The sequence below is a fragment of the Rhodococcus sp. IEGM 1366 genome, assembly GCF_033142425.1.
GTDB lineage: Bacteria > Actinomycetota > Actinomycetes > Mycobacteriales > Mycobacteriaceae > Rhodococcus_F > Rhodococcus_F globerula.
This window is the reverse complement of sequence record NZ_JAWLRZ010000002.1, coordinates 691,843-718,192: the sequence shown is the minus strand read 5'-3', so window position 1 is coordinate 718,192 and position 26,350 is coordinate 691,843. Positions and strand designations below refer to the sequence as shown.

The 26,350-nt window shown below is 61.7% G+C and carries 28 protein-coding genes and 1 pseudogene; 13 read left to right on the top strand and 16 right to left on the bottom strand.

The window, feature by feature from the left end:
* Positions 1-8 precede the first annotated feature (8 nt).
* The 6 genes from R4P64_RS09225 to R4P64_RS09200 all read right to left on the bottom strand — a co-directional run bounded on the left by R4P64_RS09225 (position 9) and on the right by R4P64_RS09200 (position 5,176).
* Complete coding sequence (locus R4P64_RS09225; protein WP_045070099.1) at positions 9-203, bottom strand: ferredoxin; 195 nt, start codon at positions 201-203, stop codon at positions 9-11.
* 3 nt (positions 204-206) lie between these two features.
* Positions 207-1,637 carry a cytochrome P450 gene (locus R4P64_RS09220; protein WP_317543828.1) on the bottom strand — a complete coding sequence of 477 codons (1,431 nt, stop codon included), beginning with the start codon at positions 1,635-1,637 and terminating at the stop codon, positions 207-209.
* Positions 1,634-2,440 carry an SDR family oxidoreductase gene (locus R4P64_RS09215; protein ID WP_317820417.1) on the bottom strand — a complete coding sequence of 269 codons (807 nt, stop codon included), beginning with the start codon at positions 2,438-2,440 and terminating at the stop codon, positions 1,634-1,636. The genes R4P64_RS09220 and R4P64_RS09215 overlap by 4 nt, the downstream gene beginning before the upstream one ends.
* Positions 2,440-3,645 carry a cytochrome P450 gene (locus tag R4P64_RS09210; protein WP_317820416.1) on the bottom strand — a complete coding sequence of 402 codons (1,206 nt, stop codon included), beginning with the start codon at positions 3,643-3,645 and terminating at the stop codon, positions 2,440-2,442. Before R4P64_RS09210 ends, R4P64_RS09215 begins: the two co-directional genes overlap by 1 nt.
* Positions 3,642-4,217, bottom strand: coding sequence for a TetR/AcrR family transcriptional regulator (locus R4P64_RS09205; RefSeq protein ID WP_033230876.1), 576 nt, complete (start codon positions 4,215-4,217; stop codon positions 3,642-3,644). Before R4P64_RS09205 ends, R4P64_RS09210 begins: the two co-directional genes overlap by 4 nt.
* A gap of 101 nt (positions 4,218-4,318) precedes the next feature.
* Positions 4,319-5,176 (bottom strand): mycofactocin-coupled SDR family oxidoreductase, encoded by an 858-nt coding sequence (locus tag R4P64_RS09200; protein WP_317820414.1) that lies wholly within the window; start codon positions 5,174-5,176, stop codon positions 4,319-4,321.
* 224 nt (positions 5,177-5,400) lie between these two features.
* On the opposite strand from R4P64_RS09200, the gene R4P64_RS09195 reads away from it, so the two are divergent.
* From R4P64_RS09195 to R4P64_RS09170, 6 genes are all read left to right on the top strand, one after another.
* Positions 5,401-6,867, top strand: a complete 1,467-nt coding sequence (locus tag R4P64_RS09195; RefSeq protein WP_317820413.1) for an aldehyde dehydrogenase — start codon at positions 5,401-5,403, stop codon at positions 6,865-6,867.
* Positions 6,868-6,907: 40 nt separating this feature from the next.
* Entirely contained in the window at positions 6,908-7,675 is a 768-nt protein-coding gene (locus tag R4P64_RS09190) for an SDR family oxidoreductase (RefSeq protein ID WP_317820411.1), read from the top strand.
* Complete coding sequence (locus tag R4P64_RS09185; RefSeq protein WP_317820410.1) at positions 7,672-8,589, top strand: NAD(P)-dependent oxidoreductase; 918 nt, start codon at positions 7,672-7,674, stop codon at positions 8,587-8,589. Before R4P64_RS09190 ends, R4P64_RS09185 begins: the two co-directional genes overlap by 4 nt.
* Positions 8,586-9,017, top strand: coding sequence for a carboxymuconolactone decarboxylase family protein (locus R4P64_RS09180; protein ID WP_033230881.1), 432 nt, complete (start codon positions 8,586-8,588; stop codon positions 9,015-9,017). Before R4P64_RS09185 ends, R4P64_RS09180 begins: the two co-directional genes overlap by 4 nt.
* A gap of 6 nt (positions 9,018-9,023) precedes the next feature.
* Positions 9,024-10,508 carry an FAD-dependent oxidoreductase gene (locus tag R4P64_RS09175; protein WP_317820408.1) on the top strand — a complete coding sequence of 495 codons (1,485 nt, stop codon included), beginning with the start codon at positions 9,024-9,026 and terminating at the stop codon, positions 10,506-10,508.
* 319 nt (positions 10,509-10,827) lie between these two features.
* Positions 10,828-11,958 carry a lipase family protein gene (locus R4P64_RS09170; protein ID WP_317820406.1) on the top strand — a complete coding sequence of 377 codons (1,131 nt, stop codon included), beginning with the start codon at positions 10,828-10,830 and terminating at the stop codon, positions 11,956-11,958.
* 466 nt (positions 11,959-12,424) lie between these two features.
* Here R4P64_RS09170 and R4P64_RS09165 read toward each other — a convergent pair whose 3' ends face one another.
* Positions 12,425-13,024, bottom strand: coding sequence for a TetR/AcrR family transcriptional regulator (locus tag R4P64_RS09165; protein WP_317820404.1), 600 nt, complete (start codon positions 13,022-13,024; stop codon positions 12,425-12,427).
* Between the two features lie 56 nt (positions 13,025-13,080).
* Between R4P64_RS09165 and R4P64_RS09160 the strand changes: the two genes are divergently transcribed.
* Positions 13,081-14,088 (top strand): alpha/beta hydrolase family protein, encoded by a 1,008-nt coding sequence (locus tag R4P64_RS09160; RefSeq protein WP_317820402.1) that lies wholly within the window; start codon positions 13,081-13,083, stop codon positions 14,086-14,088.
* A 677-nt stretch (positions 14,089-14,765) separates the two neighbouring features.
* On the opposite strand, the gene R4P64_RS09155 is transcribed toward R4P64_RS09160, so the two are convergent.
* The 6 genes and pseudogenes from R4P64_RS09155 to R4P64_RS09130 all read right to left on the bottom strand — a co-directional run.
* Entirely contained in the window at positions 14,766-15,176 is a 411-nt protein-coding gene (locus R4P64_RS09155) for a hypothetical protein (RefSeq protein ID WP_317543804.1), read from the bottom strand.
* 62 nt (positions 15,177-15,238) lie between these two features.
* Positions 15,239-15,814 carry a hypothetical protein gene (locus R4P64_RS09150; RefSeq protein WP_317820400.1) on the bottom strand — a complete coding sequence of 192 codons (576 nt, stop codon included), beginning with the start codon at positions 15,812-15,814 and terminating at the stop codon, positions 15,239-15,241.
* 495 nt (positions 15,815-16,309) lie between these two features.
* The gene (locus R4P64_RS09145; RefSeq protein ID WP_317820399.1) at positions 16,310-17,158 is read right to left on the bottom strand and encodes a DUF5995 family protein; all 849 of its coding nucleotides are present in this window, start codon (positions 17,156-17,158) and stop codon (positions 16,310-16,312) included.
* A 137-nt stretch (positions 17,159-17,295) separates the two neighbouring features.
* On the bottom strand, positions 17,296-17,490 hold the full coding sequence (locus R4P64_RS09140) for a hypothetical protein (protein ID WP_317543980.1): 195 nt from the start codon (positions 17,488-17,490) through the stop codon (positions 17,296-17,298).
* A 791-nt stretch (positions 17,491-18,281) separates the two neighbouring features.
* Positions 18,282-18,620, bottom strand: a complete 339-nt coding sequence (locus tag R4P64_RS09135) for a hypothetical protein (protein ID WP_317820556.1) — start codon at positions 18,618-18,620, stop codon at positions 18,282-18,284.
* Positions 18,621-18,681: 61 nt separating this feature from the next.
* A pseudogene (locus R4P64_RS09130) lies at positions 18,682-18,849 on the bottom strand (transposase family protein); the annotation flags it as partial.
* 356 nt (positions 18,850-19,205) lie between these two features.
* On the opposite strand from R4P64_RS09130, the gene R4P64_RS09125 reads away from it, so the two are divergent.
* The 3 genes from R4P64_RS09125 (at position 19,206) to R4P64_RS09115 (ending at position 21,390) form a co-directional block, all read left to right on the top strand.
* Entirely contained in the window at positions 19,206-19,685 is a 480-nt protein-coding gene (locus R4P64_RS09125) for a transposase (RefSeq protein WP_317543798.1), read from the top strand.
* 98 nt (positions 19,686-19,783) lie between these two features.
* Entirely contained in the window at positions 19,784-20,683 is a 900-nt protein-coding gene (locus R4P64_RS09120; protein ID WP_317820397.1) for an alpha/beta hydrolase, read from the top strand.
* Positions 20,680-21,390, top strand: a complete 711-nt coding sequence (locus R4P64_RS09115) for a hypothetical protein (RefSeq protein ID WP_317820395.1) — start codon at positions 20,680-20,682, stop codon at positions 21,388-21,390. Before R4P64_RS09120 ends, R4P64_RS09115 begins: the two co-directional genes overlap by 4 nt.
* Before the next feature lie 208 nt (positions 21,391-21,598).
* Here R4P64_RS09115 and R4P64_RS09110 read toward each other — a convergent pair whose 3' ends face one another.
* The 3 genes from R4P64_RS09110 to R4P64_RS09100 form a co-directional block, all read right to left on the bottom strand.
* The gene (locus R4P64_RS09110) at positions 21,599-22,435 is read right to left on the bottom strand and encodes an SDR family oxidoreductase (RefSeq protein ID WP_317820393.1); all 837 of its coding nucleotides are present in this window, start codon (positions 22,433-22,435) and stop codon (positions 21,599-21,601) included.
* Between the two features lie 575 nt (positions 22,436-23,010).
* Positions 23,011-23,790 carry an SDR family NAD(P)-dependent oxidoreductase gene (locus R4P64_RS09105; protein ID WP_317820391.1) on the bottom strand — a complete coding sequence of 260 codons (780 nt, stop codon included), beginning with the start codon at positions 23,788-23,790 and terminating at the stop codon, positions 23,011-23,013.
* A gap of 15 nt (positions 23,791-23,805) precedes the next feature.
* Positions 23,806-24,189, bottom strand: a complete 384-nt coding sequence (locus R4P64_RS09100) for a hypothetical protein (RefSeq protein WP_317820389.1) — start codon at positions 24,187-24,189, stop codon at positions 23,806-23,808.
* Positions 24,190-24,230: 41 nt separating this feature from the next.
* On the opposite strand from R4P64_RS09100, the gene R4P64_RS09095 reads away from it, so the two are divergent.
* The 3 genes from R4P64_RS09095 (at position 24,231) to R4P64_RS09085 (ending at position 26,308) form a co-directional block, all read left to right on the top strand.
* Positions 24,231-24,509 (top strand): helix-turn-helix domain-containing protein, encoded by a 279-nt coding sequence (locus R4P64_RS09095; RefSeq protein WP_317820388.1) that lies wholly within the window; start codon positions 24,231-24,233, stop codon positions 24,507-24,509.
* A gap of 771 nt (positions 24,510-25,280) precedes the next feature.
* Positions 25,281-25,922, top strand: a complete 642-nt coding sequence (locus tag R4P64_RS09090) for a nucleotidyltransferase domain-containing protein (protein ID WP_317820387.1) — start codon at positions 25,281-25,283, stop codon at positions 25,920-25,922.
* Complete coding sequence (locus tag R4P64_RS09085) at positions 25,922-26,308, top strand: hypothetical protein (RefSeq protein ID WP_317820385.1); 387 nt, start codon at positions 25,922-25,924, stop codon at positions 26,306-26,308. Before R4P64_RS09090 ends, R4P64_RS09085 begins: the two co-directional genes overlap by 1 nt.
* Positions 26,309-26,350 lie beyond the last annotated feature (42 nt).

Sequence of the window (26,350 nt, the reverse complement as noted above, 5' to 3'; positions counted from 1 at the left end):
CTCCCTGGTCAGTCCTCGACAATTTTCAGTGCGCCTGTCGGGCAGTAACGCACTGCCATTTCCACCTCGTGTCGCTGCTCGTCCGGCAGCGGCTGATCGGACACTTCGACCTTGCCCCTTTTCGGAACCACAAAAACGTCCGGCGCTTCCAATTCGCATGCGGCGTGGCCCTGACACAGATCCAGGTCGACTTCGACACGCATGACTCACGCTCCCCTGCCAGTATCGGATCGACTGCCTGTACCGGTTCGACTGCTAGTACCGGATCGCCGCCGATATCTGACCGAGCACGGCTGCTCCAATTGCACGACCATCTTGCTGTGATCGTTGCGATAGCTCTCCGACGGTTGGGTCATCTCGAATTCGTAGTCACGCAGCAGAATCGAAAAGATCGCCTTGAGCTGCATTTGGGCAAAAGCCGCGCCGACGCACCGATGCCTGCCCGCTCCGAACGGAATCCACGTCCATCGATTGACGATGTCTTCCTGACGTGGATCGATGTAGCGGCCAGGATCGAATTCGTCGGGATTCGGAAAGTCCTCGGGAATGCGATTGGAAATTGCCGGGGTGGCCGCCACCAGGTCACCTTCGCGAATCTCGAAACCACCCACCTCGAAGTCCCCCCGCGCCACCCGCAGCAAGATAATCAGCGGCGGATGCAGTCGCAGTGTTTCCTTCACCACGGCTTCGAGAACCGGGATCTGGCGCAGGGCATGAAAACTGATGTCGGCACCGTCTGCGTACAAACTGTCGAGTTCCTCGACGACGTCGGCCATGACGGCGGGATGGCGTAACAATTCGATCAACGACCACGCCGCCGTCCCGGATGTCGTGTGGTGACCGGCAAACATCATCGAAATGAAAATTCCGGTGATCTCGTCCGCACTGAAGCGCAGCTCACCGTTCTCGTCTTTGACCGAGACCAGGATGTCGAGCATGTCCCGGTCGTCCTTGCCATGGGGAGGATTCGCAATCCGCCCGTTCATGATCTCCTGAACCAGCGCCACCAAAGCCAGTCTCGCTTCGTCGCGTCGGCGAAAACTCTCGATCGGCGCATACGGATCGACAAAGGCAAGCGCGTCGGTGCCCTGTTCCAGTTCGTGATAGAGCTTGGCAAAACTGTCGTCGAGTTCGTCGCGGAACTTCTTTCCGATCAGGCAGGCCGACGACGTGTAGATGGTCAACTCGGCGAAGAAATCGAGCAGATCAATCTCGCCCTCGTCGCCCCACTCTGCCACCAACGCTTCGACTTCCGTGCCGATTGTCGAAGCATGGCCTTTCATCTGCTCGCCGCGCAGTGCCGAGTTGTGCAGCATTTCCTTGCGCCGCTCAGGACTGGCGTCGAACACCACCCCCTCACCGAAGATCGGCTTCATGAACGGGTACGCAGCTTGCTGGTCGAGGTCCTCGTCAGTCGAACGGAAGAAGAATTCGTTTGCCTCGGCGCCGGACAGCAGGATCACCGTACGGTCGGCTAGTTGGAAGGCTCCCACGTCGCCGCACTCGTCGCGGACCCGGCGCATCAATGCGATCGGATCGGTACGCAGTTCTTCGAGATGACCGTGTTCGAGTTCGCCGCCGGACACCCGCGGGGGCTGCGGCAGCGTGCGCGGATTCTCCTGTACGCCGTGAGTCATGTCGTCTCCTGCGAAGTGTGAGTAGGACGAGGATTGAGTGGAGCTTCCGGCTGAACCTCCACCAGAACGAGGTGCGCACCTCGGGGAGCGGTCACGACGGCAACGATGGCGTTTGCGATATCAGACGGCCGCAGCATGTAGCCGTGTCGCGCGAAGCCCCACCTGGCCCACGATTCGCCGACGGGGCCGATGATCTCCGGCGTCGTGTCCATTCCCATCCCGGTCAACGTCGGTCCAGGCCTCACGATCGAGGCGCGAATGCCCGTGCCTTCGAGTTCCATTCGCATCTGACGCCCCATTGCTTCGAGGCCGGCTTTCGACGCGTCGTAAGCACCCATGAGCGGACGTTGCCGGTCGGCGCAATCCGAACCGATCAGCACAAAATCACCCCGTTGCCGCTCCCTCATACCGGGCAGGATTCGGTGAGCGAGCCGTTGTGCACCGACAAGATGGACCTCGACCTGACGCAAGAACCGTTCGGGTTCCATTTGATCGGCGGCACCGAATTCGAGATCACCGGCACCCGATACGACGATTTCCACCGGCCCCATCGCTTTTTCGGCGGCAGTGACACACGCATCCACCGAACTGCCGTCAGTGACGTCGAGGAAATGTGCCATGGCTTCGCCGCCGTTGCTGCGGATCTTTTCGGCAATCGCCTCGCACTCGGCTTCCCGCCTCGCTCCGAGGACGACTCGGTGACCGAGTTCCGCCAGGGCATAGGCCGCCGCGGTGCCGATACCCGAAGATGCGCCGCTGATCAAAGCGGTCCGCCGGGCCGGGTTGGGTTCGAAACGAGGCATCAGCACACCTGCACCTTCACCGGCAGGGCCGCGAAGCCCCGCACATTTGTCGAATGGACTCTCTCGATACCCGCCTCGTCCACCTCGTAATCGCGCACGTGGCGGGCAAATTCGGCAAGAGCGATCTTCGCTTCGAGCCGCGCCAGGTGAGCGCCGAGGCAAAAGTGAACGCCCGCACCGAAACTCGCCAACTTGTTGGCAGAATTACGTCCGAGGCGAAACGCGTCTGCATCGTCGAAGACGTCCGGATCTCGATTGGCCGAACCGATCAGGAGCAGCATCTTCTCCCCCGCCGGAACCGTAGTGCCGTAGTACTCGAGATCGACAGTGGTCGTGCGAGCCACGATCTGACTCGACGTGTCGTAGCGCAGCGTTTCGTCCACCCACTCCGCTGACAGATCCGGATCACGAAGAACCGCCGCAATCTCGTTGGGATTGTGCGAACCCCAGTACAGGGCGTTTCCGAGAAGTTTGGTGGTGGTTTCGTTTCCGGCAACGACCATCAGAAACATGAAGCCCAGAATCTCGGCATCCGACAGTCTGTCTCCGTCGATTTCGGCATCGAGCAGCGCTGATGTCAAATCGCCGGTTGGTGAACGACGACGCTCGGCGATCATGTCCTTGTAGTAGTTCATGAGGCTGATCGACGCTTCCACGGCCGCCGGCGGTACGTCGAGGACGCCGTCTTCGCGGTGCACAACCAGATCAGCTTTTCTCCGCAGTTCCGCGCGGTCCGGTTCCGGAACGCCCATCAACTCGGAGATCACGTCCATCGGCAATTTGCCGGCCACTTCGGATATCCAGTCGAATTCCCCAGTGGCAAGTGCCGGAGTCAGGTGCGCCGTGGTGAGCTCGAGTATCCGCGAGTCCAGTTCGGCAACACGGCGGGGTGTGAAACCGCGAGACACCAACTGCCGCAGACGCATATGCCGCGGATCGTCCATTGCCAGAAAGGACATCACGTAGTGCGCATGGGGTCCGTATGCTGCCGGGTCGAGCGAAACCCCGTTTGCACTGGAGAGTCGCTTGTTGTCCTTGAATGCACTCAGAACGTCCGAATACCGTGACAGCGCCCAGAATCCGACGTCGTCGTTGTGGTAGATCGGAGCTTCATTCCGCAATCGCGCATAGGTCGGATACGGGTCTTCGTGAAAGTGGTAGTCGTACGGATTGAACACCACCGGCTCGATCAATGCTTCGGTCATGGATGCTCCAAGATCAGTCGTGCGGAAGCCTCCAGGCGTCCGGCAATGTACTCGTAAGTCCCATATCCCATTCCGGCCCGCAAAAGTGCTCCGGCATACAGCATTTCAATTGCCTCGATCCGATGTGGATTTACTACCGGATCCATTGCCGCAACCAACCTGCTGTGAATCTCGAATCCGATCCGGTCGCGAAGATGCTCAACCTCAGGATCGGTTCCCAGCAATGCATTGGTCACGGCCGCCGACACCTGCGGTTCGTCGGCCAACAGCAACGCAATGTTGCGCAGTACGGCCAACACTCGGGCGGTGGGGTCCGAACCGGTGCCGTCCGAGCTCGGGAACGCTCGCAACCGGCGCCAGAAGACCTCGGCAACAAGATGCTCCTTCGACGAGAAGTAGGTATAGGCGGTTGCTGCTCCCACCCCGGCCTCGGCAGCGACGGCGCGCACAGTCAAACCGGAATATTCATGCTCACGGAGCACGACAACGGCGGCTTCGGTGAGCTTGGAGACGGTGTCTGCCTGCTTACCGTTGAGGCGTCGGCGAGTCGATTCGTAACCATGACTGGACACATGTCTGGACGTTACTACAGGTACCTGTCCAGGGCAATGAATTCGAGATTTCAGTGTTCACGAGTCAGTCATTCACGCCGGTCACAGCCGAAAATCACACCTTAGAGGCCGATCTTCATACCGGCGCCCGCATCAACCCGAAGCTGCTGACCCGTGACAAATCGCGACTCGTCCGACGACAAATACACCACCGCATGCGAGATGTCCTCCGGTTCCACCCATGGCGTCGGCATCGCTTGCATGAAAGGAAACGTCACAGCGGCATCTTCCGCGGTCGGGTTTTCCAAATCCGGACGAAAGGTCCGATACATGGGCAAGCTCTGCAGCATGTTCGTGTTCACATTGGTCGGATGGATCGCATTGACCCGAATCGAACTCGGCCCCAGTGTCAATGCCAACGACATGGTGTACGTCTGAATCATCTTCTTGGCCAAGCCGTATCCGTCACCGCCCGGCCCTTGCAGCGCCTGTTGACCGTTGAATCCGGTCTGCGGAACCAGGCCGGCCACGGAGCCGATGGCAATGATCGATCCACCCTCCCCCAGGTATTCCAAACCCGCATGGACGGTGTTCACGACACCGAGAAAGTTCACGTCGAACGCGTCGACGAAGCCGGAATTGGAGACATGCTTACCCAGTGGACAGATCCCGGCATTGGCAACAACCACATGTAACCCGCCGAGCCTTTCCACGCCCTCTGCCAGGGCTTCTTCGACGCCCGCCCGATCTCTGACATCGACCCTCGCTGCAACAACGCGGCGCCCGGTTTCCTTGACCAGCCTCGCGGTCTCATCCAAATCATCTTGGGTGGCCAGCGGGTACTCGTTGGTTGCGATGTCGGCGCAGATGTCGAACGCTATGACGTCCGCACCTTCCTGAGCTAGACGCACCGCATGACTGCGCCCCTGGCCACGGGCGGCGCCCGTCACCAGGACAACTTTTCCAGCAACTCTGTTCATCGGCCTACTCCTGCACTCGGATCGACACACGAAGGGAACCGCCCAGGCCCACAGCAGGACACCGGATCGGGGATATCTGGTGGAGAACCGTAGCGCCCGAACCGACTAACCAAGACAGTTTTCGAATTCTCGGTACCCAAATCGCTTATGCCCGAAACTCATTGCCATGGACGATTGCGTGAACTAGAGTCCAGACATATGTCCAGAAAGGAAGAGTTCACGCTATGAACCTTCGACCCACAGACAGTTCCGCCCTTCTTGTCGACGGCAAACTTGTTCCCGGTTCCGGCGGCACCTTCGACATCCTCAATCCCGCCACCGAGGAAGTACTCGGTCAAGCGGCCGAAGGCACCTCCGTCGACATGGACGCCGCAATCGCCGCGGCCCGACGCGCCTTCGACACCACCGATTGGTCTCGGAACCACACATTTCGCGCACACTGCCTTCGCCAACTCTGCGATGCTCTCGAGTCTCACATCGAAGAGCTACGCGACATCACGATCGCCGAGGTCGGGGCACCGCGGATGTTGACCAGCGGCCCCCAACTCGAAGGACCGATCGACGACCTCCGATATTGGGCACAACTGATCGAATCCTATTCGTGGCAACAGGATCTCGGGAATGCCTCGCCGATGGGAGTCCCCACCCACCGTCAGCTACTCAAGGAAGCCGTCGGGGTGGTCGGTGCCATCACTCCGTGGAATTTTCCACACCAGATCAACTTCGCCAAACTGGGTCCGGCGCTCGCCGCCGGCAACACCATTGTTCTCAAACCGGCACCGGACACACCGTGGTGTGCCGCGTTGGTAGGCAAGGTGATCGCCGAGGAGACCGACATCCCCGCCGGCGTCGTCAACATCATCACCTCCACGGACCACTCGCTCGGCACACAACTGTGCGCCGACCCCCGGGTCGACCTGATCTCCTTCACCGGTTCCACCGCGACCGGGCGTGCGGTGATGTCTACCGCGTCGAGCACCCTGAAAAAGGTGTTCCTCGAACTTGGCGGAAAATCTGCCTTCATCGTCCTCGACGATGCCGACATCAAATCCGCCAGTTCCGTCGCCGCATTCTCGGTGTGCGTCCACGCCGGGCAGGGCTGCGCTTTGAGCACGCGACTATTGGTGCCGCGCAGCCGATACGACGAAGCGCTTGCCGCCGCCACCCGGACCATGGCCGGCATTCGTGCTGCCGATCCGTCGATACCGGGAACCATCTGCGGCCCGCTGAGCTCCGCACGCCAACGCGACCGCGTCGAAGGCTATCTGAAGCTGGCCCAGGACGAAGGGGGCACTGTGGTCACCGGCGGCGGCCGACCGGACGATCAACCGCGCGGATACTTCATCGAGCCCACTTTGATTGCGGGACTGGAAAACTCGTCACGGGTCGCCCAAGAAGAGATATTCGGTCCGGTACTGGTGATCATTCCGTTCGACGATGACGACGATGCCATCCGCATCGCCAACGACTCTCCGTACGGCCTGTCAGGTTCGGTGTGGGGCACCGATCCCGATCGCGTCAACCGCGTCGTCGCTGGTGTACGCACCGGAACTTTGAGCGTCAACGGTGGAGTGTGGTATTCCGCCGACGCCCCGTTCGGCGGCTACAAGCAATCCGGAATCGGCCGAGAGATGGGCCTCGCCGGTTTCGAGGAATACCTCGAGACAAAGCTCGTCGCATCCCCCGCATAAGCACCTCACACACATCCGTCACCTCGAAAGCAGGATCGACATGGGACGTACAGAACTTACAGAACGTTTTAGGGGACGCACTGCAATCGTCACCGGCGCCGCTCAGGGAATCGGCGAGGCATACGCCCGCGCACTCGCAACCGAGGGTGCCAATGTTGTTGTCGCCGACCTCAATCACGAACTCGGCGAATCGGTCGCCAAACAGATCTCTGCCGACGGTGGCAGCGCGGTCTTCAAGGCGGTCGACGTTGCCGACGGCGTATCCGCCCAGGCGCTCGCAGACTTCACGATCGAGCAATTCGGAAGCATCGAACACCTGGTCAACAATGCTGCCATCTACGGCGGAATGAAGATCGACTCACTGCTCACAGTCGACTGGGAGTACTACCGGACGTTCATGAGCGTGAACATGGACGGCGCACTGCAGATGTGCCGAGCAGTGGTGCCCCACATGCGCGCCAACGGCGGTTCCATCGTGAACCAGTCCTCCACTGCCGCCTGGCTGTACTCCGGTTTCTACGGCCTTGCCAAGGTAGGGATCAACGGCCTGACTCAGCAATTGGCCACCGAACTCGGTTGGTCCAAGATCCGGATCAACGCGATTGCACCCGGACCGATCGACACCGAAGCCACCCGCACGGTCACACCAGGCAACATCGTCAAGGACATGGTCAAACGGATTCCACTGCAACGCATGGGAACACCGGAAGACTTGGTGGGCATGTGTCTGTTCCTCCTCTCCGACGAAGCTGGTTGGGTGACCGGCCAGATCTTCAACGTCGACGGCGGGCAGGTGTTCCGATCGTGACCGAGAATGCCGACAAGCCCACGCTCGGCTACATCGGATTGGGCAATATGGGCGCGCCCATGGCGACCCGTCTCCTCGGTTGGCCGGCCGGGCTGGTGGTGTGCGACGCGCGAGCCGAAGCGCTCGAACCGTTCACTGCCGCGGGGGCTCGTGCAGCACAAACGCCGGCCGACGTCGCAACCACGGCAAGCGTCATCTCGGTAACCGTGCTCGACGACGCTCAAGTGTGTGATGTCGTCAACGGACCTGACGGCATCCTCAGCACTGCTCGGCCCGGGACCGTCATCGCCGTCCACTCGACCATCTCCGACACCACCGCGGTGGAGTTGGCCGGCATCTGCGAAGAGCGCAGTGTGACCTTGATCGACGCACCCGTCAGTGGCGGCGCCCCCGGTGCCACACAGGGCAAGCTCGCCGTGATGATCGGCGGGCCGATAGAGGCATTCGAGAGGGTTCGCGAGCCGTTCGGATGTTGGGCAGAACTGGTGGTACACGCCGGAGACATCGGCGCCGGCACCCGAATGAAGCTGGCGCGTAACCTTCTTCACTTCGTATCCTTCACCGCCGCTACCGAAGCGTCGAGGTTGGCCGAAGCTGCCGGTCTCGATATTCGCACCCTGGGTAAGGTCGTACGCCATACCGATGCCATTACCGGTGGGGCCGGCGCCATCATGCTGCGGACCACCACCGAGCCCGTTGACGAGAGCGATCCTTGGTACTCGATTCTCGGTCACGTTCGCAACCTGGGTGAGAAAGATCTGAGCCTGGCGCTCGATCTGGGTGACCGTCTCGGCGTCGACCTGCCCCTCGCGAACCTGGCACTGACCGGGCTCGGTCCAGGACTCGGTGTGGGGGTAGGCGCCCCGCCGGAAAATACCGCATTCTCAGGACCATCCACGAAGGAGCAGTCATGACCGATCTGAACGGACACTCCATCTCCGAGGCCCGGACACGCGGTGTGTCGAAAATGAACGAGGTGTACGGCTGGGAATTGCCTGCCGACGTTCCGGGAGAGTTTTTTGCCGTCACAGCAGATCATCTGTTTGCCGATATCTGGACTCGGCCGGGGTTGTCGATGCGTGATCGACGACTGCTCCTCCTTGGCGCGATTACCGCCCAAGGGCAAACCGACGTCGCAAAAATCCAGATCAATGCGGCGATCCTCAACGAGGAACTCACCGAGCAGCAAGTCGAGGAAGCTGCAATCTTCCTGTGTCACTACACCGGGTGGCCATTGGCAACCGGACTCAACAATGCCTTGATCTCGGTCAAGTCCGACCGGCGTAAGGCCGCCCGAGCTGCCGAAAAGGCCGCAACCGAACCAACTCCCGCGAAGGACTGAAACGCGATGGCCCCAGCGAACTCCACCGGATCGGCGCACTCGATTCGGCCCGTAGCCGTAGACGACGTAGACACCTGGCATCTCGAAGCCGACGTTGTTGTCGCCGGATACGGAATTGCCGGAGTCAGCGCCGCCATCGAAGCGGCGCGAGTGGGTGCGGACGTGCTCGTTCTCGAACGCACCAGCGGGTGGGGCGGGGCCGCCTCGTTGGCGGGCGGGTTCATCTATCTCGGCGGCGGTACACCGCTGCAGAAGGCACTCGGTTTCGAAGACACCCCCGAGAACATGAAGACGTTCATGATGGCCGCTCTTGGCCCAGGTGCCGACGAGGAAAAGATCACCGACTACTGCAACGGCAGCGTCGAACACTACAACTGGCTGGTCGACAACGGAGTGCCGTTCAAGGAGAGTTTCTACGGCCAGCCAGGCTGGGAAACTCCGTTCGACGACGGTCTCATGTACTCGGGCGGAGAGAACGCCGCGCCTTTCAACGCCATCGCCGCGCAGGCCCCGCGCGGGCACGTACCGCAGATGAGCGACAAACGCACCGGCGAGAAGGGCGGCGGGTTCATGCTGATGAAGCCACTCGTCGAGACGGCGGAGAAACTCGGCGTGCGGGCCGAGCACGACATGCGGGTGCAACGCCTCGTTGTCGACGGTGATCGAGTGGTCGGCATCATCGCCAAGCGGTACGGCAAGGAAGTGGCTGTGCGGGCTCGGACCGGTGTTGTACTCGCGATGGGCAGTTTTGCCTACAACGAGTCGATGGTCGAGTCGTATGCGCCGCGTCTGATCGGGCGGCCAGGTGCGGCCATCGAGGAGCACGACGGCACTGCCATCCGGATGGCGCAAGCTCTGGGCGCCGACCTCGCGCACATGGATGCCACCGAGGTCGCGTTTTTCGGCGATCCTCAGCTGATGGTGCGCGGAATCCTGGTCAACGGGCGCGGGCAACGCTACGTCAACGAGGACACCTATCCTGGGCGCATCGGCCAGGAAACGTTGCTCCGCAACAACAATGAGGCCTACCTGATCATCGACGAAGCCGCGTACGACGAGGGCGCCGGCGCTGACAGTTCCACGCCGTTCTTCCGGTTCCGCCCCAAGTGGGTGGCCGAGACCGCCGCGGAACTCGAATCGGACATGGGTTTGCCCGAGGGCACTCTGCAGTCCACCGTTGAGGTGTACAACCGCCACGCCGAACGGGGCGAGGATCCGGTACTCGGTAAGAAACCCGAATGGGTCAAGCCGATCGGCTCCCCGATTGCCGCCCTTGACCTTCGGGGCTTCACGGCAGGCTTCACCCTCGGCGGCCTGCGAACGTCGATCCAGTCGGAGGTACTGCACGTTTCGGGCGAACCGATCCCCGGATTGTTTGCTGCGGGCCGCTGCACTGCCGGAGTCTGTGCCGGCGGATACGCGTCGGGAACGTCGCTCGGCGACGGCAGTTTTTACGGTCGGCGCGCCGGGATCAGCGCAGCCAAGGGTTAGCGGGCGTACTCTCACCGACCGCGTCCCCGTCAACGAACCGAAAACGGACCTAAAGAGCCTCGCACCACATGATGCGCTGCGGAGCATTCGCCCTCGCCTCTGGACCGACAGTGAAACCAGTCCATCACTACGACGAATCCACCCCCGCCAAATGACAATGCCACGCGAACTGCGCTGCCCCCGTCTGCGTCTCGGATAACAGACCGCCCTCGACCGCGGGAGCGGCACCCGAAGATTGTCGAACCGGTGTGCCGGCACCTCCGGTTCGCGCAGAATGGAAGTCGGCGTACATATACGGACGAACCCCGGGAGCGGTGCAATGATCCGACGACGGCTCGGCCAAACATTGATGGTGATCACGCTCGCCTCTGTGGTCGTCTCGACCGCGCCCGCCCAGGCGCAGGTGCCGTCGCCAGTCACGGCGCCGGGCACAGTGACCGCGACAGATCCCCTGCCACGAACCTTCTGGATCCCCGGCGCCGTCAACGGATCAAAGCTCACCTATTGGTCCACGGGACCGCTGAACCGGCCCGCGTTGAGTACGGGCGCGCTCTTCCTCCCCGCCGGTGATCCACCCGAAGGCGGCTGGCCGGTGATCTCGTGGGCCCACGGCACCGTCGGTATTGCCGACAAGTGCGCTCCCACGGTGACCGGGACCGTCGGCAGTCCATACCTCACGAACTGGCTCTCGCAGGGCTACGCGATCGTCGCGACCGACTACGTGGGGCTCGGCACGCCGGGAATCCACCCCTACCTGGACGGAACGTCGGAGGCGCACAGCATGATCGACATGGTGCGTGCTGCGCGTGCGGTCGAACCGTCGCTCTCACCGCGGTGGGTGGCACTCGGACAGTCTCAGGGCGGGCAGTCCGCGATGGTCACGGCAGCGATCGCCACACGGTACGCACCGGAACTGGACTACCGGGGCGCGGTCGCGACCGGGGCGCCGTCGAATCTGGAGAACCTTGCACCACTCGTGGGGCCGGACTTTCCCCGATTGCCACTGACCGGCAGCACCGTATTCGTGTCGTACATCCTGGCCGGACTCCGGGCGGCACGACCCGATCTCGACATCGATCGTTACCTGACACCGCGCGGCACCGATGCCCTGGCCCGAGCCGAAACCGACTGCTACCAGGAAATGGCATCGGACCTCGGCGACGTCACGATCGGCGATCTGGTGAACCGGCCCCTCGACGATCCCGCAGTGCTGGCCGCTGCTCGCAGCATGCTGGAAATCCCGGCGACCGGGTACGATCGGCCCGTCTTCCTCGGGCAGGGGCTGACGGACGAGATGGTGCCGGCGCCGCTCGCGTTGAAACTCGCCGCCGAACTCGCCGCCAACCGCCAGCCAGTCACATTCCGCACCTATCCGACGGGGCATATCGAGACGATGCGGGCTGCACTCCCCGAGAGCCTCTCCTTCGTCCGGAACCTATTCGAGCCGTAGGTAAGCAGCAGAACCCAGAGCATTGGACCGATGTCCCGAGCCTCGCCGGCGATCAGGGTGCCGCTCTGCTGCGCCTCGACGACGCTACGCTCGACGAGTCCTTGCGGCGTGCGGTAATACGTCCGCGAGATCTGCACTATTACGGGGATGCCGAGGCAATCGTGTCTCGGTACGAGGCCCGTTTTCATCCGGACCAAAAGATCCATTTGCGTGATGAACGACCACAACTGACAAGCCACGTGATCGTGCAAAGTCATTGAAGTACTGATGTGAAAAGGAAGATTGGGGCCGAGTGCGTCTCGGAGGTGCCGACGACAGTGCCTCAGAATCGTTCGTTACTAACACACCCGACGATGAGACACTCCGAACCTGCGCCGGCCTTGCCGACTGTGAATCACAGCAGTAAGTGGCGTGATTTTCGCGGCGCTTCCTGTCGTGCTCCGCATGAGGGTGCGATGGGTCCGGGTCAGCGTAGTCCTCGGCTAAGCACGCCCGAAATAAGTAGTTGCACGAGAATGGTGGCCTCGTATTGGGCGTCGCTTGCGGCACCGATGCAGAGGTTACCGATGCCTTTGAGCACGTTGTACGCATCGACCGGCGGAGCAGTGTCAACGGACTCGAGTGCTGCCTCGAGGAGATCGCTACACACCGGCACGAGACGGCCAACGAAGTAGGTGTGCAGAGCGTCGGACCCGGCGCTGTCTCCGTGGAGCGCGCCAGCGAGCCCGTGTTTGGTGACAAGGAAATCGACGAACAAATCCACCCATGCCCGCAAGGCCGCCTCGGGCGTCGCGCTCTCCGCGAGTAGTCGCGGGCCGGCTTCTGCGCATGCCTCGACCTGGTGTCGGTACACCGCCACCACGAGCTCCGGACGGGTCGGAAAGTGACGGTAGATCGTCCCCACACCGACGCCGGCTTTCGCTGCGATCTCCCGCACCGGGGCGTCGACCCCGGACGTCACGAACACCGCCGCCGCTGCGTCAAGGAGTGCCTGCTGGCTTCGACGCGGACGGCCCACCTGCTGGGGCCGCGCAACGCGCGACTGGTCGCTCTCGGTGTCAGCCATATGCCTGTCCTCAGCATTCGATCGGGTGTACTTGCATTACGGAACACTGTTCCGTAATGTTACGGAACGCCGCTCCGATAACCAGTATCGCAGAGCGCACCCGCAGCAAGGAACTTGCCATGACCTCATCAATGATCAACACACTGAACGGCATTGTCGGCGCCGGCACTCCGGTCGTCTCCGTTGCAGCGACCGAACTGTCCGCCCCCGACCGGCCGGTACCGCTGGAAGTTCGGGTGTCCGCCCCGGCGACCGGCACGAACCTGCCGATCGTGGTGTTCTCCCACGGCAACGGGTGGAACCTCGACGGCTACGCGCCGCTCACCGCGTTCTGGGCCTCCCGCGGGTTCGTCGTGATCCAGCCCACCCACCTCGACTCGCGCCGGAACGGTTTCGGGTTCGACCACCCGGTGTTCCCGACCATCTGGACCGAGCGGATCACGGATCTCACCCGCATCCTCGACCAGCTCGACACCATCGAGGCCGCCGTCCCCGGGCTTGCCGGCCGCATCGACCGCAGCCGCGTCGCCGCCACCGGTCACTCCTGGGGCGGACAGACAGCGCAGTCACTCCTCGGCGCTCGGATCTTCGACGAAGCAGGCCAAGTCGGCGAGGACATGTCCGACAGCCGCGTCACCGCGGGCATCCTGTTCGCAGCAACCGGCGTCGGCGGCGACGACCTGCATCCGTTCGCGAAGGCGAACTTCCCATTCATGCGCCCCTCGTTCCAGGAGCTGACCACGCCCACACTCGTCGTCGCCGGCGACCACGACCAGTCCAAGATGTCGAGCCGCGGCCCCGACTGGTTCACCGACGCCTACACACACAGCCCCGGCGCCACCGACCTTCTCACCCTCCACGGTGCCGAGCACTCGCTTGGCGGAATCGTGGGATACGAAGTCGCCGAAACCACGGACGAGAGTCCGGAACGGGTCGCCGTCATCCAGCGGATGAGCACCGCCTACCTTCGCAGCGCTCTCCGCGTCGATGAGACCAGCTGGCCCGCCGCCCGCGCCGCATTCACCGACAGCGCCGACCCGATCGGGCACGTCGACAGCAAGTGACAGGCCCAGTTAGGTCTCTCGTCATGCACCAATGGTCGCTGGCGGAGGCCTAACTGCGGTACTTGGGTGCGGCACGTCGACAGCGACTACTGCCGGCGAGACTGGTGGTGGTCGTAATGAGATGAAGACGTTGCGCCGGATGCCGGGATGACTGCATTTTCAGAAGACGACTGCGCACACGGCGGAAGCATCATCACTGAGTCGTTCCCTGACTGACTGCTGAACCTCGAGTCCGAGAATTGATCGGGTATTCCTATCGAAGCCACCGTGTCCATCAATCGTTCGTTGGCGAGACATGGAAAGCTGAGACGCCACCGTGTGACCGGAGACGCAAGTTCGGATCGTCAGCCGAGGACCATCCGGCGGTAGAAATGGTTCCGGAGCGAAATCGACTGTGATTACCGGAATTATTTGGCACGTTTTTCACCGAATTATTTGGCACGAGGGTGACCGTTAGGCGCGTTGAGATGCCGGTACACGGTTGATCAGCTGACACCGTGAGCTTCGGCGATCTCGCTCATCGAGGCCCCGGAACTCTTCATGGTGCGAGCCTGCGCAATGCTCTCAAATCATTTCTGCGGGATTCGGCGTACGTTTTGACCATCGACATGCCGGACGATTTGCAGTGCCCCGTCTATCGCCGATACCCAGTAGGGGATCTTGGCGAGATGCATGCGTCAAGGATTACGGGGCGGAACCCGAACAGTCAGGCCGAGGTCTTCGTTCAAGTCGTCGGAGATGCCGCTTCGTGGCCACGTTTCGATCATGGTTCCGATGCAGATCAGCGCAACGGTTTCCGGATCGTTCGGCTGGAAGTAAGAACGTAGGGCATCGAGGGCGAACTCGAAGGAAACGCGAGCGGATCCCTGACTGCGAAATATTCTGACGACCACAGTCAAGGATCCCCCGGCCAAAGTTGCGCTCAGAACTTCGAGGTATCTTTCTGCTTCACTGCTGGAGACACCCTTGAAAAGCCCTGAAGTGAACGCCAGTGACCAGTGATCGAAGGTCCTGTCCGATGTATCGACTGGGCCTTGACTGACAAGGTTGGGAGTGTAGATGCCGCGATATACCGCATCCTCATTCATGATCCGAGCTCACCGCCGATCCGAAGAAATTCGATATTCCGTAGTAGAAAGAAGGGTTTACCTCAGGAGTAGAAAGGAGGGTTTACCTCGGGATCATGAATTACCGCGTCGATCCGAGAATCCGCGATGATAAGTTCGATCGCTTCTGCGGGGCCGGCGATCATTGCGAAATGCGGATCGACATCGTGTGTGACGCACCACGCGTGATCCGCAGGCCATACGAACGCCGGATCAGCGGCATCAGGGCCCCGCGGGTCGAACTGGACATCGGGGCCCCAGTCGCCGCAATCCGTTGGTGCACCATGGAACAGCAAGTAACTGCGGGTGGGGAGCTTCACCGTCGGAACATCATTGCCGACGACGCTTATTCCCCAGCCTTCCCACACACAGAAGTAGCAGTCAGCGGGCGCGGAGGTATAGCGGGACAATATTTCCAGCACAACGGCTAGCTGCTCGTCTTCGGGGAGGGCGTCTTCCGGGTAGTTTGCAGCGCTTTCGTTCTGGCCTTCGAAGGCGGGATCTGGCAGGAACCGGAGCCTCGCGTATGCAGGAAAACCGGGCGGACCCATCACAGTGAGTTGCGGCCACCGCTTTTCCAGTCCGACTATCCAGTCGGCGGCTGCTACATCAGTACACACGCTCAGGCTCATTCCCTCATTCTCGGCTGCAACGCGTCATTCGTTCAGCTGCAAGCACGACGACACGCACCCCACCGACTCCTCAGCGGCTGAAGTATTCAAAATCGATCACGGAAAGTGGGCCAGAACCGAGATTCAGATGCCGTTGACATTTCGATCGCTATCTGAATCTCGATGCCTCACCCCAATTCTCACTGGAGAGCATCGGTGTCCGAGACCAAGCGCCTGTCGCACGAAGCCCCAGACTCATCATGGTGTCGCAGCGTCCTCACGTGAGGAACTACAGGCCGAGTTCGAACACGCCGACAATATCGATCCCGACGTGCCGCACGCCGGCCGACATGAGCGCCACGGAGACGACGGCAATCCGGTCCACTCCGATAATCCGGGTCCGCGGCGGCAACGTCTCACGGAGCGAAGAACCGGCCCGGCACGTCGATGATGCTCCGGCACCCGGCCAACGACACACGCCCCAGTAGGCGCGGAGTTCGGCGATCAGATGAGGCCGGTCACCTCGAGTCCATCCAGAGCTAGGTTGGCCGTACCCAGCAGCAGGTTCATCTCACCGACCGTGGCGTCGTGGGTCGCAGGATTCTGCAAACCGAAGCTGTTGACCAACGCCACAGTCCGTACCGACTGGAACATCAACGTGGTGGCCAACTCATCGCCGAAGATGTCGCCGACGAACCAGCCCGTGAACAACCCCTCGAGGTCGGTGCCGTAGGTCTTCTCGAAGCCAGAGACGATCCCGGGTGTCGCGTCCACCAACGCACCGCCGAAGGTGTAGAAATCCTTGGTGTTGTCCGCGGTGGTGCCGATGTTGACCAGCGCTTTGGGGAAATCGATGATCAGGTGCGCAAAGATGGCGCCCGTGACAACCCGTCCGGGACTACGGTCGCAATCCTCGGTGAGCGCCAGCGCAGCGGCCCAGTGTGGTGACGGAGTCCCGCCGTTGACGAACTTGTGCAGGTCGGTCAGGTACAACCGGACCACCTCCACGGCAAGATCGCCGGCCCACACCGGATCGTCGTACACCCCCGAATCGATACTCGGGCCGACGAGACTCAGGATCTCGTCGAACGCCAACGGGAAGGTGCCCCGATAGTCGTCGGAGTGGGTGAGTTCGCCACGCAGGGCGGCGATGCGATCTCGAGCCTGCTCGAAGGTGTCGATACCGGTGGGGTCCGTCAGGGCGGCGAGTGTGCCGTCGAACTCAGGTGTCGCAAGGGGTACACACGCCGACGCCGCAGGTGCCGCGCCGACGGCGGGAGCGATCAACGTCGCGGACCCGAGAACCAGCGCAGCCGTCACGACTGCGGCTCGAAGTGTCGTATTGAGAATCACAGCCGGACACTAACGCGTGCTGTGCGCTGTCAGCAAGGCAGAAAGTGGACCGGTTCCAGGAGTTCACGCTGCTGCTCGATATGAACGACGGTCGAAACCTGGTTCTGGCTCACTTTCCGTGATCGATTCTGAATGTGTCAGTTGCTGAGGAGTATTCGCTTGCGGAGCAGGTCGAATCCGGCGCGTCCGTACATTTGCCGTTTGAGCATCTTGATCCGATTGACATGCTCTTCGACCGCTCCAGAACTGTACGGCAGCGTCAGCCCGTTCCTGACCGCTGCGTGATCGGTGTCGGGCCCTGAGGCGAAGCGATACACGTGCGGGGTGATCATCAGCCGAGACGACAGCCATCCACGAGTTCAATTGTTTCCCAAGGCGTTCGGTGAGCATCTCCGCAAACGACGTGACATACCCTGCGGTGGCCTCGAGGGGTGGACGGCTGGCAAGAACCTGCCCCCGCCCGATCTGCCCGTCGTCGGTGAGGCTGTCTTCGGTGTCGTAGCATCGATGAGGTAATCCGCCGGACCTTCGGTATCTGCTTTCCGGCCGGCGCAGCGCCGATGGAACGAAGCGGTCTCGAGTAGTCGCGGACCGAGCTGTAGCTGCCGCGATATCCCAATGCTTCAAGTTCTTCGTACAGTGCAGCAGCGGAGGTGCATCAGTCGCCCAAAACGCTCATGCAAGTGGACGGCGAACACGCCGGGCATAGTGGGCTTGCCGGCCCGGGGCGCCCCCAACAATTCATCGACACTGCTCGCATAGTAGAAACGACGCACAGTTTCCCGCGCCAACCCAACCTGCCGGGCGATCGATCTGATTCCCATGCTTTCGTTCTCGAGAGTCGCGACCGCCTCGAATCGGAGTTTCGCGGCGACGGCGAGTATCGAACTCTCCTGACGGGTGACGTGAACCTGGTCGGCGGTCTGCCTCCGTTGTTCCGATGGGGTGCGTTCGATCGAGGGGTCAGGCTCAATATCGGGCTCCTTTTTCAGTCAATGATGATGCGCTGCAACCGTTTTCTCCACTGCCTCCGCGAGGCCCAGCCACAGATGCCAGCGGTCGGCGACCTCGATCGCCTCCGGCGCCCCAACACAGGCGGCTTCTTCCATACACGCCGGCACGATCACGGGGAGATCACCTCGGTGCCCGGATGAACGGCGAGCCATTCGGCGACGGTGCTGGCTTTGCGGTCCGGGAGAACATCGACATCGGCGGTGAGTATCCGTATCGACCAGAACAGTCCCATACCGATGCCGTCTCCGCAGCGCGAAATCGTCGATACCGAGCACAGGGACCACTCTTTGTCGGAGGTCAGGTAGTGCTCGGACCAGGCGCAACAGGGTGGAACGTCCGACGGAAACTCCCAGCGCAAACGCCAACCTCGATCCAGCTTGCCGCGCCAACGCCAGTGCGATCTTTTCCAGGATTTCGCGCAGCAGCCGAGTGGTCCGTGCGTAGGCATTGGTCAGTCCGTCGACCTGCTCGACAAATGTGCGTCGGTCACAGCCGGTGTTCGAGCACAGAAATCGACGCACTTGCGCGGCAATGTAACTCGGTCGTCCAGCGATGGCCGCATCTGCAATTATCCGTTCGTACCGACTGTGCACCCGCTTCGACAAAACACCGCACGTCGGACAGCTCGCCGAAACAGGCAACGGCGACGCCCGAATACGGACGCCACCCGCGGTCACATCGACCGAATCAATGTCGACCCCTGACAGATACGGAAGAAGGACACGCAGATCACAACAGTTCTCAGAACACCAGAACGATCATCTCCCGCCGATTTACACTCCTGCCGGAACGACACGCGGCGCGAGGCAAGCCATCACGGAAAGTGAGCCAGAACCAGTTTTCAACCGTCGTTCACAGGTCACTCGGCGATCACCGTGAATCCCTTGTTGCAGAACGTACTCAGGCGATCAATAGATTGCGCTGGTATCTACATGAACTAGACCCGTCCTGGGAGCCGAAGGCTCGATCGTTGGATTGACTTGCCATCCTGGACAAGGTTTCGGCACACCTGGACCCGTTTACGGGAACTGTTGTGCCACTTGCCCGCGGTCTGCTCGATCGGTGCCGCGCACTGACCAAGCAGATCAACGAGCTGACCGCGGAAATCACTACGTTGGTAGCCGATATGGCGCCGTCTTTGATCGCGATCCCTGGCTGCGGAGCCATAACTGCGGCCAAGATCCTTGGTGAGACCGCCGGGGTCGATCGGTTCCGATCCAAGGACGCCTACGCCCGTCATAACGGCACCGCGCCGATGCCGGTCTGGTCCTCCAACAGGGCGCGCCACCGGCTCAGCCGTACCGGGAATCGCCAACTCAACGCGGCCCTGCACCGGCTCGCGCTGACCCAGGCGCACTGGCACGAACCAGCAAAACAGATGATTGAACGCCGCAAGGCCGGCGGTGACAGCGGCATGGAGGCATTGCGTGTGCTCAACCGGCGGCTCTCCGACGTCGTCTACGCGGCCCTACGAACCGACCTCACTGCGGGCGTCGAAACTGCTGCCGCTTGACAGAGGAGCTAAAGATAGACCCCGGCCACGCCTCTTCCCTGTGGTGGCTCCGCAAATAGGGTTGCGTGGTTGCGGGTGGGTCGGGCACAGTTTCGCCTGTGTGGGGGCGAGAAATCAGGGCAGATGTGACCGGCGGCATTCTTTCGGGAATCGACTTCGGGGGTGAGGGCCCGGGGGTGCTTTTGGTCCACGGCACTGGTCACAACTGCGCTGCGTGGGCAGATGTGGCGTCGCACCTGGGAACGCACTGCCATGCGGTGGCCTTCGATCTTCGCGGTCACGGGTACTCCGAAGCCGGTTCTCGAACGGCTGAGCAGTACTGGCGTGATCTCGCTGACGTGGCAGCAAGTCTGGGTTGGGAGCGGCCGATCCTGGTGGGGCACTCCACGGGCGGGTACGCCGTATCTGCGGCGACGGCGGCCGGCATCGTCACCCCTGCAGCGATAGCCGTGATCGATGGTGTGGTGCTCGAGGATCGGGCAACGGCGATACACGACAACGCGCACTGGCACAAACCTGAAGCGGCCCAACGGTTGCGGGAGATATATCTCTACGGATGGCGCGTCGACCGACACGACATGCTCGACTACGTCGAGCAATGCGCGCGGGAAACCGACACCGATGGGTTCAACGCCGGCGCCCGACCAGAGTTAATGCGCCAGGTCATACGCCGCTGCTTCACCTCGTGCGCGGACGGTCAGTACCTGCGGCGCCCGACGGTCGAAGAGATCACGATGACCACGGCCCCAGACCCCGACGCAGTCGTGTATCCGAGTGTGGATGTGTACGAGCCGATCGAGTGCCCGATGACGATCGTTCTTCCTTCAGACGGCTTCTACGCACGCCGCGCCGACGAAGTGCGTTCGGTGGTCCAGTCGAGCCAAGGTCGACGGCTTATCGAAATCGATGCTGGACACAACGTGCCCATGACCCGGCCCGCCGAGCTTGCCACGATCATTATCGATCTGGTGCGCCAGACGCACACCGACGTCGAATGACCAAGCTAGGAAGGCCTGACGCTATGACGCACCACACCGACGACACCATCGTCCAGGAGATCTCGGTGACCGACACCGGAGCCGGCCCCTACGGAATTACCACAGGCTCGGACCGTGCACTGCGGCTCACCCTGGCCCACAGCGGGGAAATCGCTCGCTTGACCGTCGACGGTGTGATCGACCGATGGCCCGCCGGCCCGGCTGGATGCCGACCGACCATCATCACCTCAGGCGTCGACGACGCAGTGTGGTTCACCCGCTCCGGTGACGACCACATCGGGCGCGCAACCACCGATGGCGTAGTGACGGAATTCGAATTACCTTCGGGCAGCGGTCCGTTCGGAATCTGTGCCGTTCCGGATGATGCAATGTGGTTCACCGAGATGAACACCGACCGCATCGGCCGCCTCACCCCCGACGGAGAAAACGGCCAGGCTCTCACCGCGTTCGAGCGGTCCCAGGTTCTGACCGTCGGTAACAGCGGCAAGAACGCTGACCCGGCTATATGTCAGATATGGGCCCGGACTCGACGAGGGAAACTATCAGTGTTCGCTGTCGAGCATGTATCGCATCGCTGCCGCGGCCGGACAAAACCGCGAACGCCGACGAACAGCGACACATCCACCGAACGCGGTCCCAGAACTCCTCGCAGACGGATCCTCACAGGTCTGGACATGGAACATCACCAAACTCCGCGGGCCCACTAAGGGCGTGTGGTTTCACGTGTACGTACTGATCGACATCTACTCTCGCTACAACCCGTCATACTTCGACGTCTATAAGTCCTCGGCAGGACCCATTTCCGGCTGTGGCAGCTGAGATTTCGGACAGCTTCGGAAGCGAACCTGAGCAGTTCCGAACCAACACGCCCTTCCCCGGCGTCGGAATTACATCGTCTCTGAGGGAACTCAAGGTTCATTCCGACTGCTCCGCCATCATGGGCAGTCCGTCCAATCCGTAAACGGCCAGAGCCCATTCGTCGATCAGATCGAGGCTGACATAGCTTTGCGCGGTAATGTTGGGTGAGCAGTCGCATAGCGCAACAACAGCTTCCACCATCTCTTCCATCGATTCCACATGATCAGGACGAATAGTATCGCCGACAAGTGCGGCCGCGCCTTCGCTGAGCACCGCTGCCCGGGGCTCGATCGTGTTGACGCGAACGCCCCGGCCGTAGAGTTCGACCCCCATTCCATTGCTGATCCTGTTCAAGGCAGCCTTCGAGGCACCGTACACACTCATCGAGGTACCCGGTTCGATCACGGTGAATGGTGGCCCCTGCCAAGGCTTGGTGGTTCCGCTCGAGATGTTGACGATCCATCCGCCTCCGGACGCGATCATCGCCGGTGCCACATCTTGCATCAAATCGAGCGGGGCGTGGACGTTTGCCTCGAAAACGAGTCGCCTTCGACGCAGTGGATATCCGGATAAAGGTTGATAGATCGCTGCGGCGGCATTATTGACCAGGATGTCGATAGTCCCACCAAGCTTCTCCACAGCCTGCACCACAACCTGATTCCGCTGCTCCTCATCGGTAAGATCCGCAACTACGATCTCGACTGTGGTCCCGTACTTCCTGATCCGCTCCGCGGTTTGCTCCAAACTGCCAGGAAGCTGCCCGCCTGGGTTGAGCGTGCGGGCCGTGAGAACCACGTCGGCACCCTCCGCTGCCAGACGTTCGGCAACACCCGCCCCGATTCCTCGGCTGGATTCAGTGACGATTGCACGCTTGCCTTCGAACCGTCTTGGCATCTCGCTCTCCTTCATTTCATTGGCAGGGTAGATATTTCGTTCCGTTTCACGGCGAAACGATGGCGCCGTAACCCGAGCACTTCGTCGTCGCGCAAGCCATGACTGACGACATATGAGGTCGCCGGATTGGCGGCGCTTCCCTTTGCGGGCTGCCGACCCCAGTTCGCCTGTCGATACTGTGAGCCTCGATGACTTCTTACATGTCCCGGCGGTGAAAGACGCACCCTCCTGAACATGACGGCTCGGCCCACCACGCGGTATCGAGTCCCTCGAGCTCCACGGGCATACCGAAGAACTGAGCATCAGCTCGTACGCCGCAGTGCAGACCCCAAAGTGGCCCTATGCGTCTTGCAGTTCACTCCCAGCTTTCTCGAGCTGCACAACGCCGTAAACTACACCCAGCGCAGAGGACTCGAAGTTCGGACGACATAGGTTCACAATGAAATCGTCGCCGCTGTCCCAACGCCGATTACGTCATGAAAGAAGCGACCGGACTTGTTGCTGCCGAACAGGTCCGGCGCGCTACGGCCGGCGACGTGACGTGCACTACTTCGCCTAACGAACGGACGGTGCGTTTAACGTCCAAATACCGTTCCACCGTTAAGATGAATAACCTGCCCGTTGACCAGGCCCCCTGCCTCGCTGCAAAGCCAGAGGATCGCTGCACCGACATCGGCGCCACGACCGAGCCTGCCGATCGGAATCTGACGGATCATCCTCTCCAGCGCAGGGTCGTCAACATCACCGAGCCCCTCCATCATCCCCAACGCCAACGCATTCGCAGTTACTCCGCGCGAACCACACTCGACACTGAGGTGTCGAATCAACGCTTCCGAACCTGCCTTGGCGGCACCGTACGCGGAGACCCCGATGGAAAGACCTCGCGTTGATGCACCCGAGGATATCTGAATGATGCGGCCCCACTCGTTCGCGAGTTGACCAGGGAGCACCGCCTGGACGACTCGCATCATTGCGGACAGGTTGAGGTCGATCTGCCGCTGCCAATCCGCCTCCGGCATGTCGACAAATTGATTCGGGCGTGCGCCAATGTCAGGGATGCCCGCATTGTGAACAAGAATATCGACGGAAGCCACGTCGTCGGCCAGCGCAGTTATCGCCTGCTCCACCGCGGCGGCGTCTGTCACGTCAAACACCGACGAAAATGCCGATCCTCCGCTGCCGATGATGGCATCGGCGACCGACTGAGCCCTGTCGGCGTGTAAATCGTTCACTATGACTGTTGCTCCGCAGGCCCCGAGAACGCGGGCGATACCCTCTCCCACCCCTCGGCCCGATCCGGTCACCAAAGCAGTGCGCCCATCGAGTCGAAATTGCTCCACACTCAGGTCCATCATGTCCTCTCGGTCGGTTCAGCTGATTACGACATACTCGTCCCGCAACTGAACGACCAGACGCGCCATCTCGAAGAACGAGATATCGCATCGGGGACTCGCATCAACATGTGCGCCTGCACTGCGTCTGCCCAAACGGGTTAAACCCGTGGCACGCCCCTGCCCTGCTCCATCTCGGTACGTCATGCTCGGCAGCCGCGACATGTACGCGTCGGCGGCGTCGAGGAGCTCATCGGCGGACCTCAGACCCCCTCGAAGATCACGGTTGCGTTCGACCTCGGCAGCCACGAGGCGGTCGACGAGCTCGTCGACCGCGCCGGCGCCGCCGGTGGGCGCATCGGTGACACAGACGACTACTCCTTCATGTACCAGAGCCAGTTCGACGACCCCGACGGCTATCACTACTCGCCGTTCTGGATGAAGACGGACATAGAACCGCCTGCGTGAGCGACCTCGCCGCCGCACTCGACATCATCGGAGCACGGTGGGCCCTACTCATCGTGGAGCGACTGCTCGACGGGCCGCAACGCTACGGCGACCTGCAACGCGACCTCGGAGTGCACACGAACATCCTCGCGACACGCCTTCGCGAGCTCGAAGCAGCCGGCGTACTGACCCGCCTGCCCCTCCGGCACAACACCCGGGCCTACGCGCTCACCGATCGCGGGATTGCCCTGCGCGGGGCAATCGTCGCGCTCGGACGTTGGGCCGCCGAAGCATAACGTCGAAGGAGGCGACCGCGGCAACGGCCTGAATGTCGTTGACTTGATTGTGCAGTTGCCCGCCATGACGTTTGAGATTTTCGGGAGGCGATCAGACTTCACGGCCCCAAGGCCGGGACTGCCACCCGCAGGCAGGGCCCTTGATCAACTGCTGGTCAGTTCCGTTCTCCGAGCCAGCGCGCATTTTCACGACCCTCGACATACTTGCCGCAGGAGGGCCGACGCAGATACCGATTCACGCACGGTGAAATATCTTCCGTCCGAGCATAACTCGACGGATCCTTCGACCTCGAAGGTGCTGCCCTGCACAATCCGGGAAAGCGAGTACTCGCCCTAAATTCTGCATCCATTGACGGCGGAATCTACGCCGACGAACTCACCACTGACGGCGAGATCAGCGCTATCGGTGTCCAGATCGAAGCCAACTCGAACTCCGAGATTCAACACTGAACAACCCCGATGGATCAGTGATCACCGTGGACGGCGCCACCGCCACAAGGGGCGTGTACGCAGAAAGAATGACCGCAAATCGACTCCACCGATGACGGACGGAACACACATTACGATGGACGCCGTCACAGCCACGCTCCCAACAATATTGGCCCACACAGCATCTGCTCACAAGGCTCGAACACAGAAGCCGGCAAGCACGTCGACAGAATTGCTCAGGTCCATTCTGTGGCTCTCAGCCCTGACGGTCCGGACTACCTCGCACTACTCCAACTATAGTTGCTATAGTCAAACTTTAGTTGGAATTAGGAGGTGCCTGCCATGCAGCTGAACAGGCCGTTCGCCACGGTAACACCGACCCTGGACGGCGACGTGCTTGCTGTCTTGGCGAGCGCGGAGGTCACGTTCACGATCAGCCAGGTCCAGCGCATCCTCGCCACGGGGTCGGGCGAAGGCATCCGCAAGGTCCTCACCCGCCTCGTCGCGCAGGGTGTGGTGCGCCGCGATCAGGTAGGTAGGACCAACACCTACCGCCTCAACACCGAGCATCTCGCGGCCGAGCCCATTATGGCGCTTGCACAGCTGAACTCCACCTTCCTCAAGCGCCTCGAAAAGCACCTGGACGGGTGGCACAAGACGCTGCGATACGCCGCAGTGTTCGGATCGGCAGCGACCGGGCGCATGAAGCTCGACAGCGACATCGATCTGTTCCTGGTACGCGCCGCTGACGCCGGCAACGACGGGGACGATGCATGGGAGGAACAGGTAATCGAACTCGCCCGACTGGTCACGGCGTGGACCGGCAACGACGGCCGCGTCGTCGAGTACGCCGAAGACGAACTCCGTGCCGCGGCCGCCGCCGGCGAACCCCTGCTCCGTGACGTGGCGAAGCAGGGCCTGACCGTAGCGGGAACACTGAGCTGGTTCAACGCGCAACTGCTCCCCGCTGCGAAGAGATCCTGATGGCGGGACAACGCGACTGCAACTCCGTTGTCACCGCGGGCCGCATGTCCAAAGCGAACGAGTTCTTCGACGCCGCTGACCATCGCGGAGAGGAGATGCCCAACGCCGCCGGGGACTTGTACGTCGACGCGGGTATCGCCGCCTCGGACGTACTCTGCTGCGTGCGCCTAGGTGTGCACTCGAACACCGGCAACCACAGCGAGGCCATTGCCCTACTCAAACGTGCCGACAGTGGATCCGAACGGCATCTGAACACACTGCTGAACTTGAAGAACAAAGCGGCCTACACGCACCAGGACCTGACCTCTGCGGAGTTGAAGAAGATGAACCGCGCGGCGGAGCACCTGGTCGAGGCAGCCAAGCAGGCAATGGCCGCCCGGGGGTAGTCCGCCGACTCCCCGGGATCCAGCGCGCCTACCGTTGCGTGG

What these genes read in the sequence shown, in the direction of transcription:
- R4P64_RS09225 (WP_045070099.1), bottom strand. Translation starts at nt 203, where the DNA reads ATGCGTGTCGAAGTCGACCTGGATCTGTGTCAGGGCCACGCCGCATGC.
- R4P64_RS09220 (WP_317543828.1), bottom strand. Translation starts at nt 1,637, where the DNA reads ATGACTCACGGCGTACAGGAGAATCCGCGCACGCTGCCGCAGCCCCCG.
- R4P64_RS09215 (WP_317820417.1), bottom strand. Translation starts at nt 2,440, where the DNA reads ATGCCTCGTTTCGAACCCAACCCGGCCCGGCGGACCGCTTTGATCAGC.
- R4P64_RS09210 (WP_317820416.1), bottom strand. Translation starts at nt 3,645, where the DNA reads ATGACCGAAGCATTGATCGAGCCGGTGGTGTTCAATCCGTACGACTAC.
- R4P64_RS09200 (WP_317820414.1), bottom strand. Translation starts at nt 5,176, where the DNA reads ATGAACAGAGTTGCTGGAAAAGTTGTCCTGGTGACGGGCGCCGCCCGT.
- R4P64_RS09195 (WP_317820413.1), top strand. Translation starts at nt 5,401, where the DNA reads ATGAACCTTCGACCCACAGACAGTTCCGCCCTTCTTGTCGACGGCAAA.
- R4P64_RS09190 (WP_317820411.1), top strand. Translation starts at nt 6,908, where the DNA reads ATGGGACGTACAGAACTTACAGAACGTTTTAGGGGACGCACTGCAATC.
- R4P64_RS09180 (WP_033230881.1), top strand. Translation starts at nt 8,586, where the DNA reads ATGACCGATCTGAACGGACACTCCATCTCCGAGGCCCGGACACGCGGT.
- R4P64_RS09175 (WP_317820408.1), top strand. Translation starts at nt 9,024, where the DNA reads ATGGCCCCAGCGAACTCCACCGGATCGGCGCACTCGATTCGGCCCGTA.
- R4P64_RS09170 (WP_317820406.1), top strand. Translation starts at nt 10,828, where the DNA reads ATGATCCGACGACGGCTCGGCCAAACATTGATGGTGATCACGCTCGCC.
- R4P64_RS09165 (WP_317820404.1), bottom strand. Translation starts at nt 13,024, where the DNA reads ATGGCTGACACCGAGAGCGACCAGTCGCGCGTTGCGCGGCCCCAGCAG.
- R4P64_RS09160 (WP_317820402.1), top strand. Translation starts at nt 13,081, where the DNA reads ATGTTACGGAACGCCGCTCCGATAACCAGTATCGCAGAGCGCACCCGC.
- R4P64_RS09155 (WP_317543804.1), bottom strand. Translation starts at nt 15,176, where the DNA reads ATGAATGAGGATGCGGTATATCGCGGCATCTACACTCCCAACCTTGTC.
- R4P64_RS09140 (WP_317543980.1), bottom strand. Translation starts at nt 17,490, where the DNA reads ATGATCACCCCGCACGTGTATCGCTTCGCCTCAGGGCCCGACACCGAT.
- R4P64_RS09135 (WP_317820556.1), bottom strand. Translation starts at nt 18,620, where the DNA reads ATGCCTACGCACGGACCACTCGGCTGCTGCGCGAAATCCTGGAAAAGA.
- R4P64_RS09115 (WP_317820395.1), top strand. Translation starts at nt 20,680, where the DNA reads ATGACCAAGCTAGGAAGGCCTGACGCTATGACGCACCACACCGACGAC.
- R4P64_RS09110 (WP_317820393.1), bottom strand. Translation starts at nt 22,435, where the DNA reads ATGCCAAGACGGTTCGAAGGCAAGCGTGCAATCGTCACTGAATCCAGC.
- R4P64_RS09105 (WP_317820391.1), bottom strand. Translation starts at nt 23,790, where the DNA reads ATGATGGACCTGAGTGTGGAGCAATTTCGACTCGATGGGCGCACTGCT.
- R4P64_RS09090 (WP_317820387.1), top strand. Translation starts at nt 25,281, where the DNA reads ATGCAGCTGAACAGGCCGTTCGCCACGGTAACACCGACCCTGGACGGC.
- R4P64_RS09085 (WP_317820385.1), top strand. Translation starts at nt 25,922, where the DNA reads ATGGCGGGACAACGCGACTGCAACTCCGTTGTCACCGCGGGCCGCATG.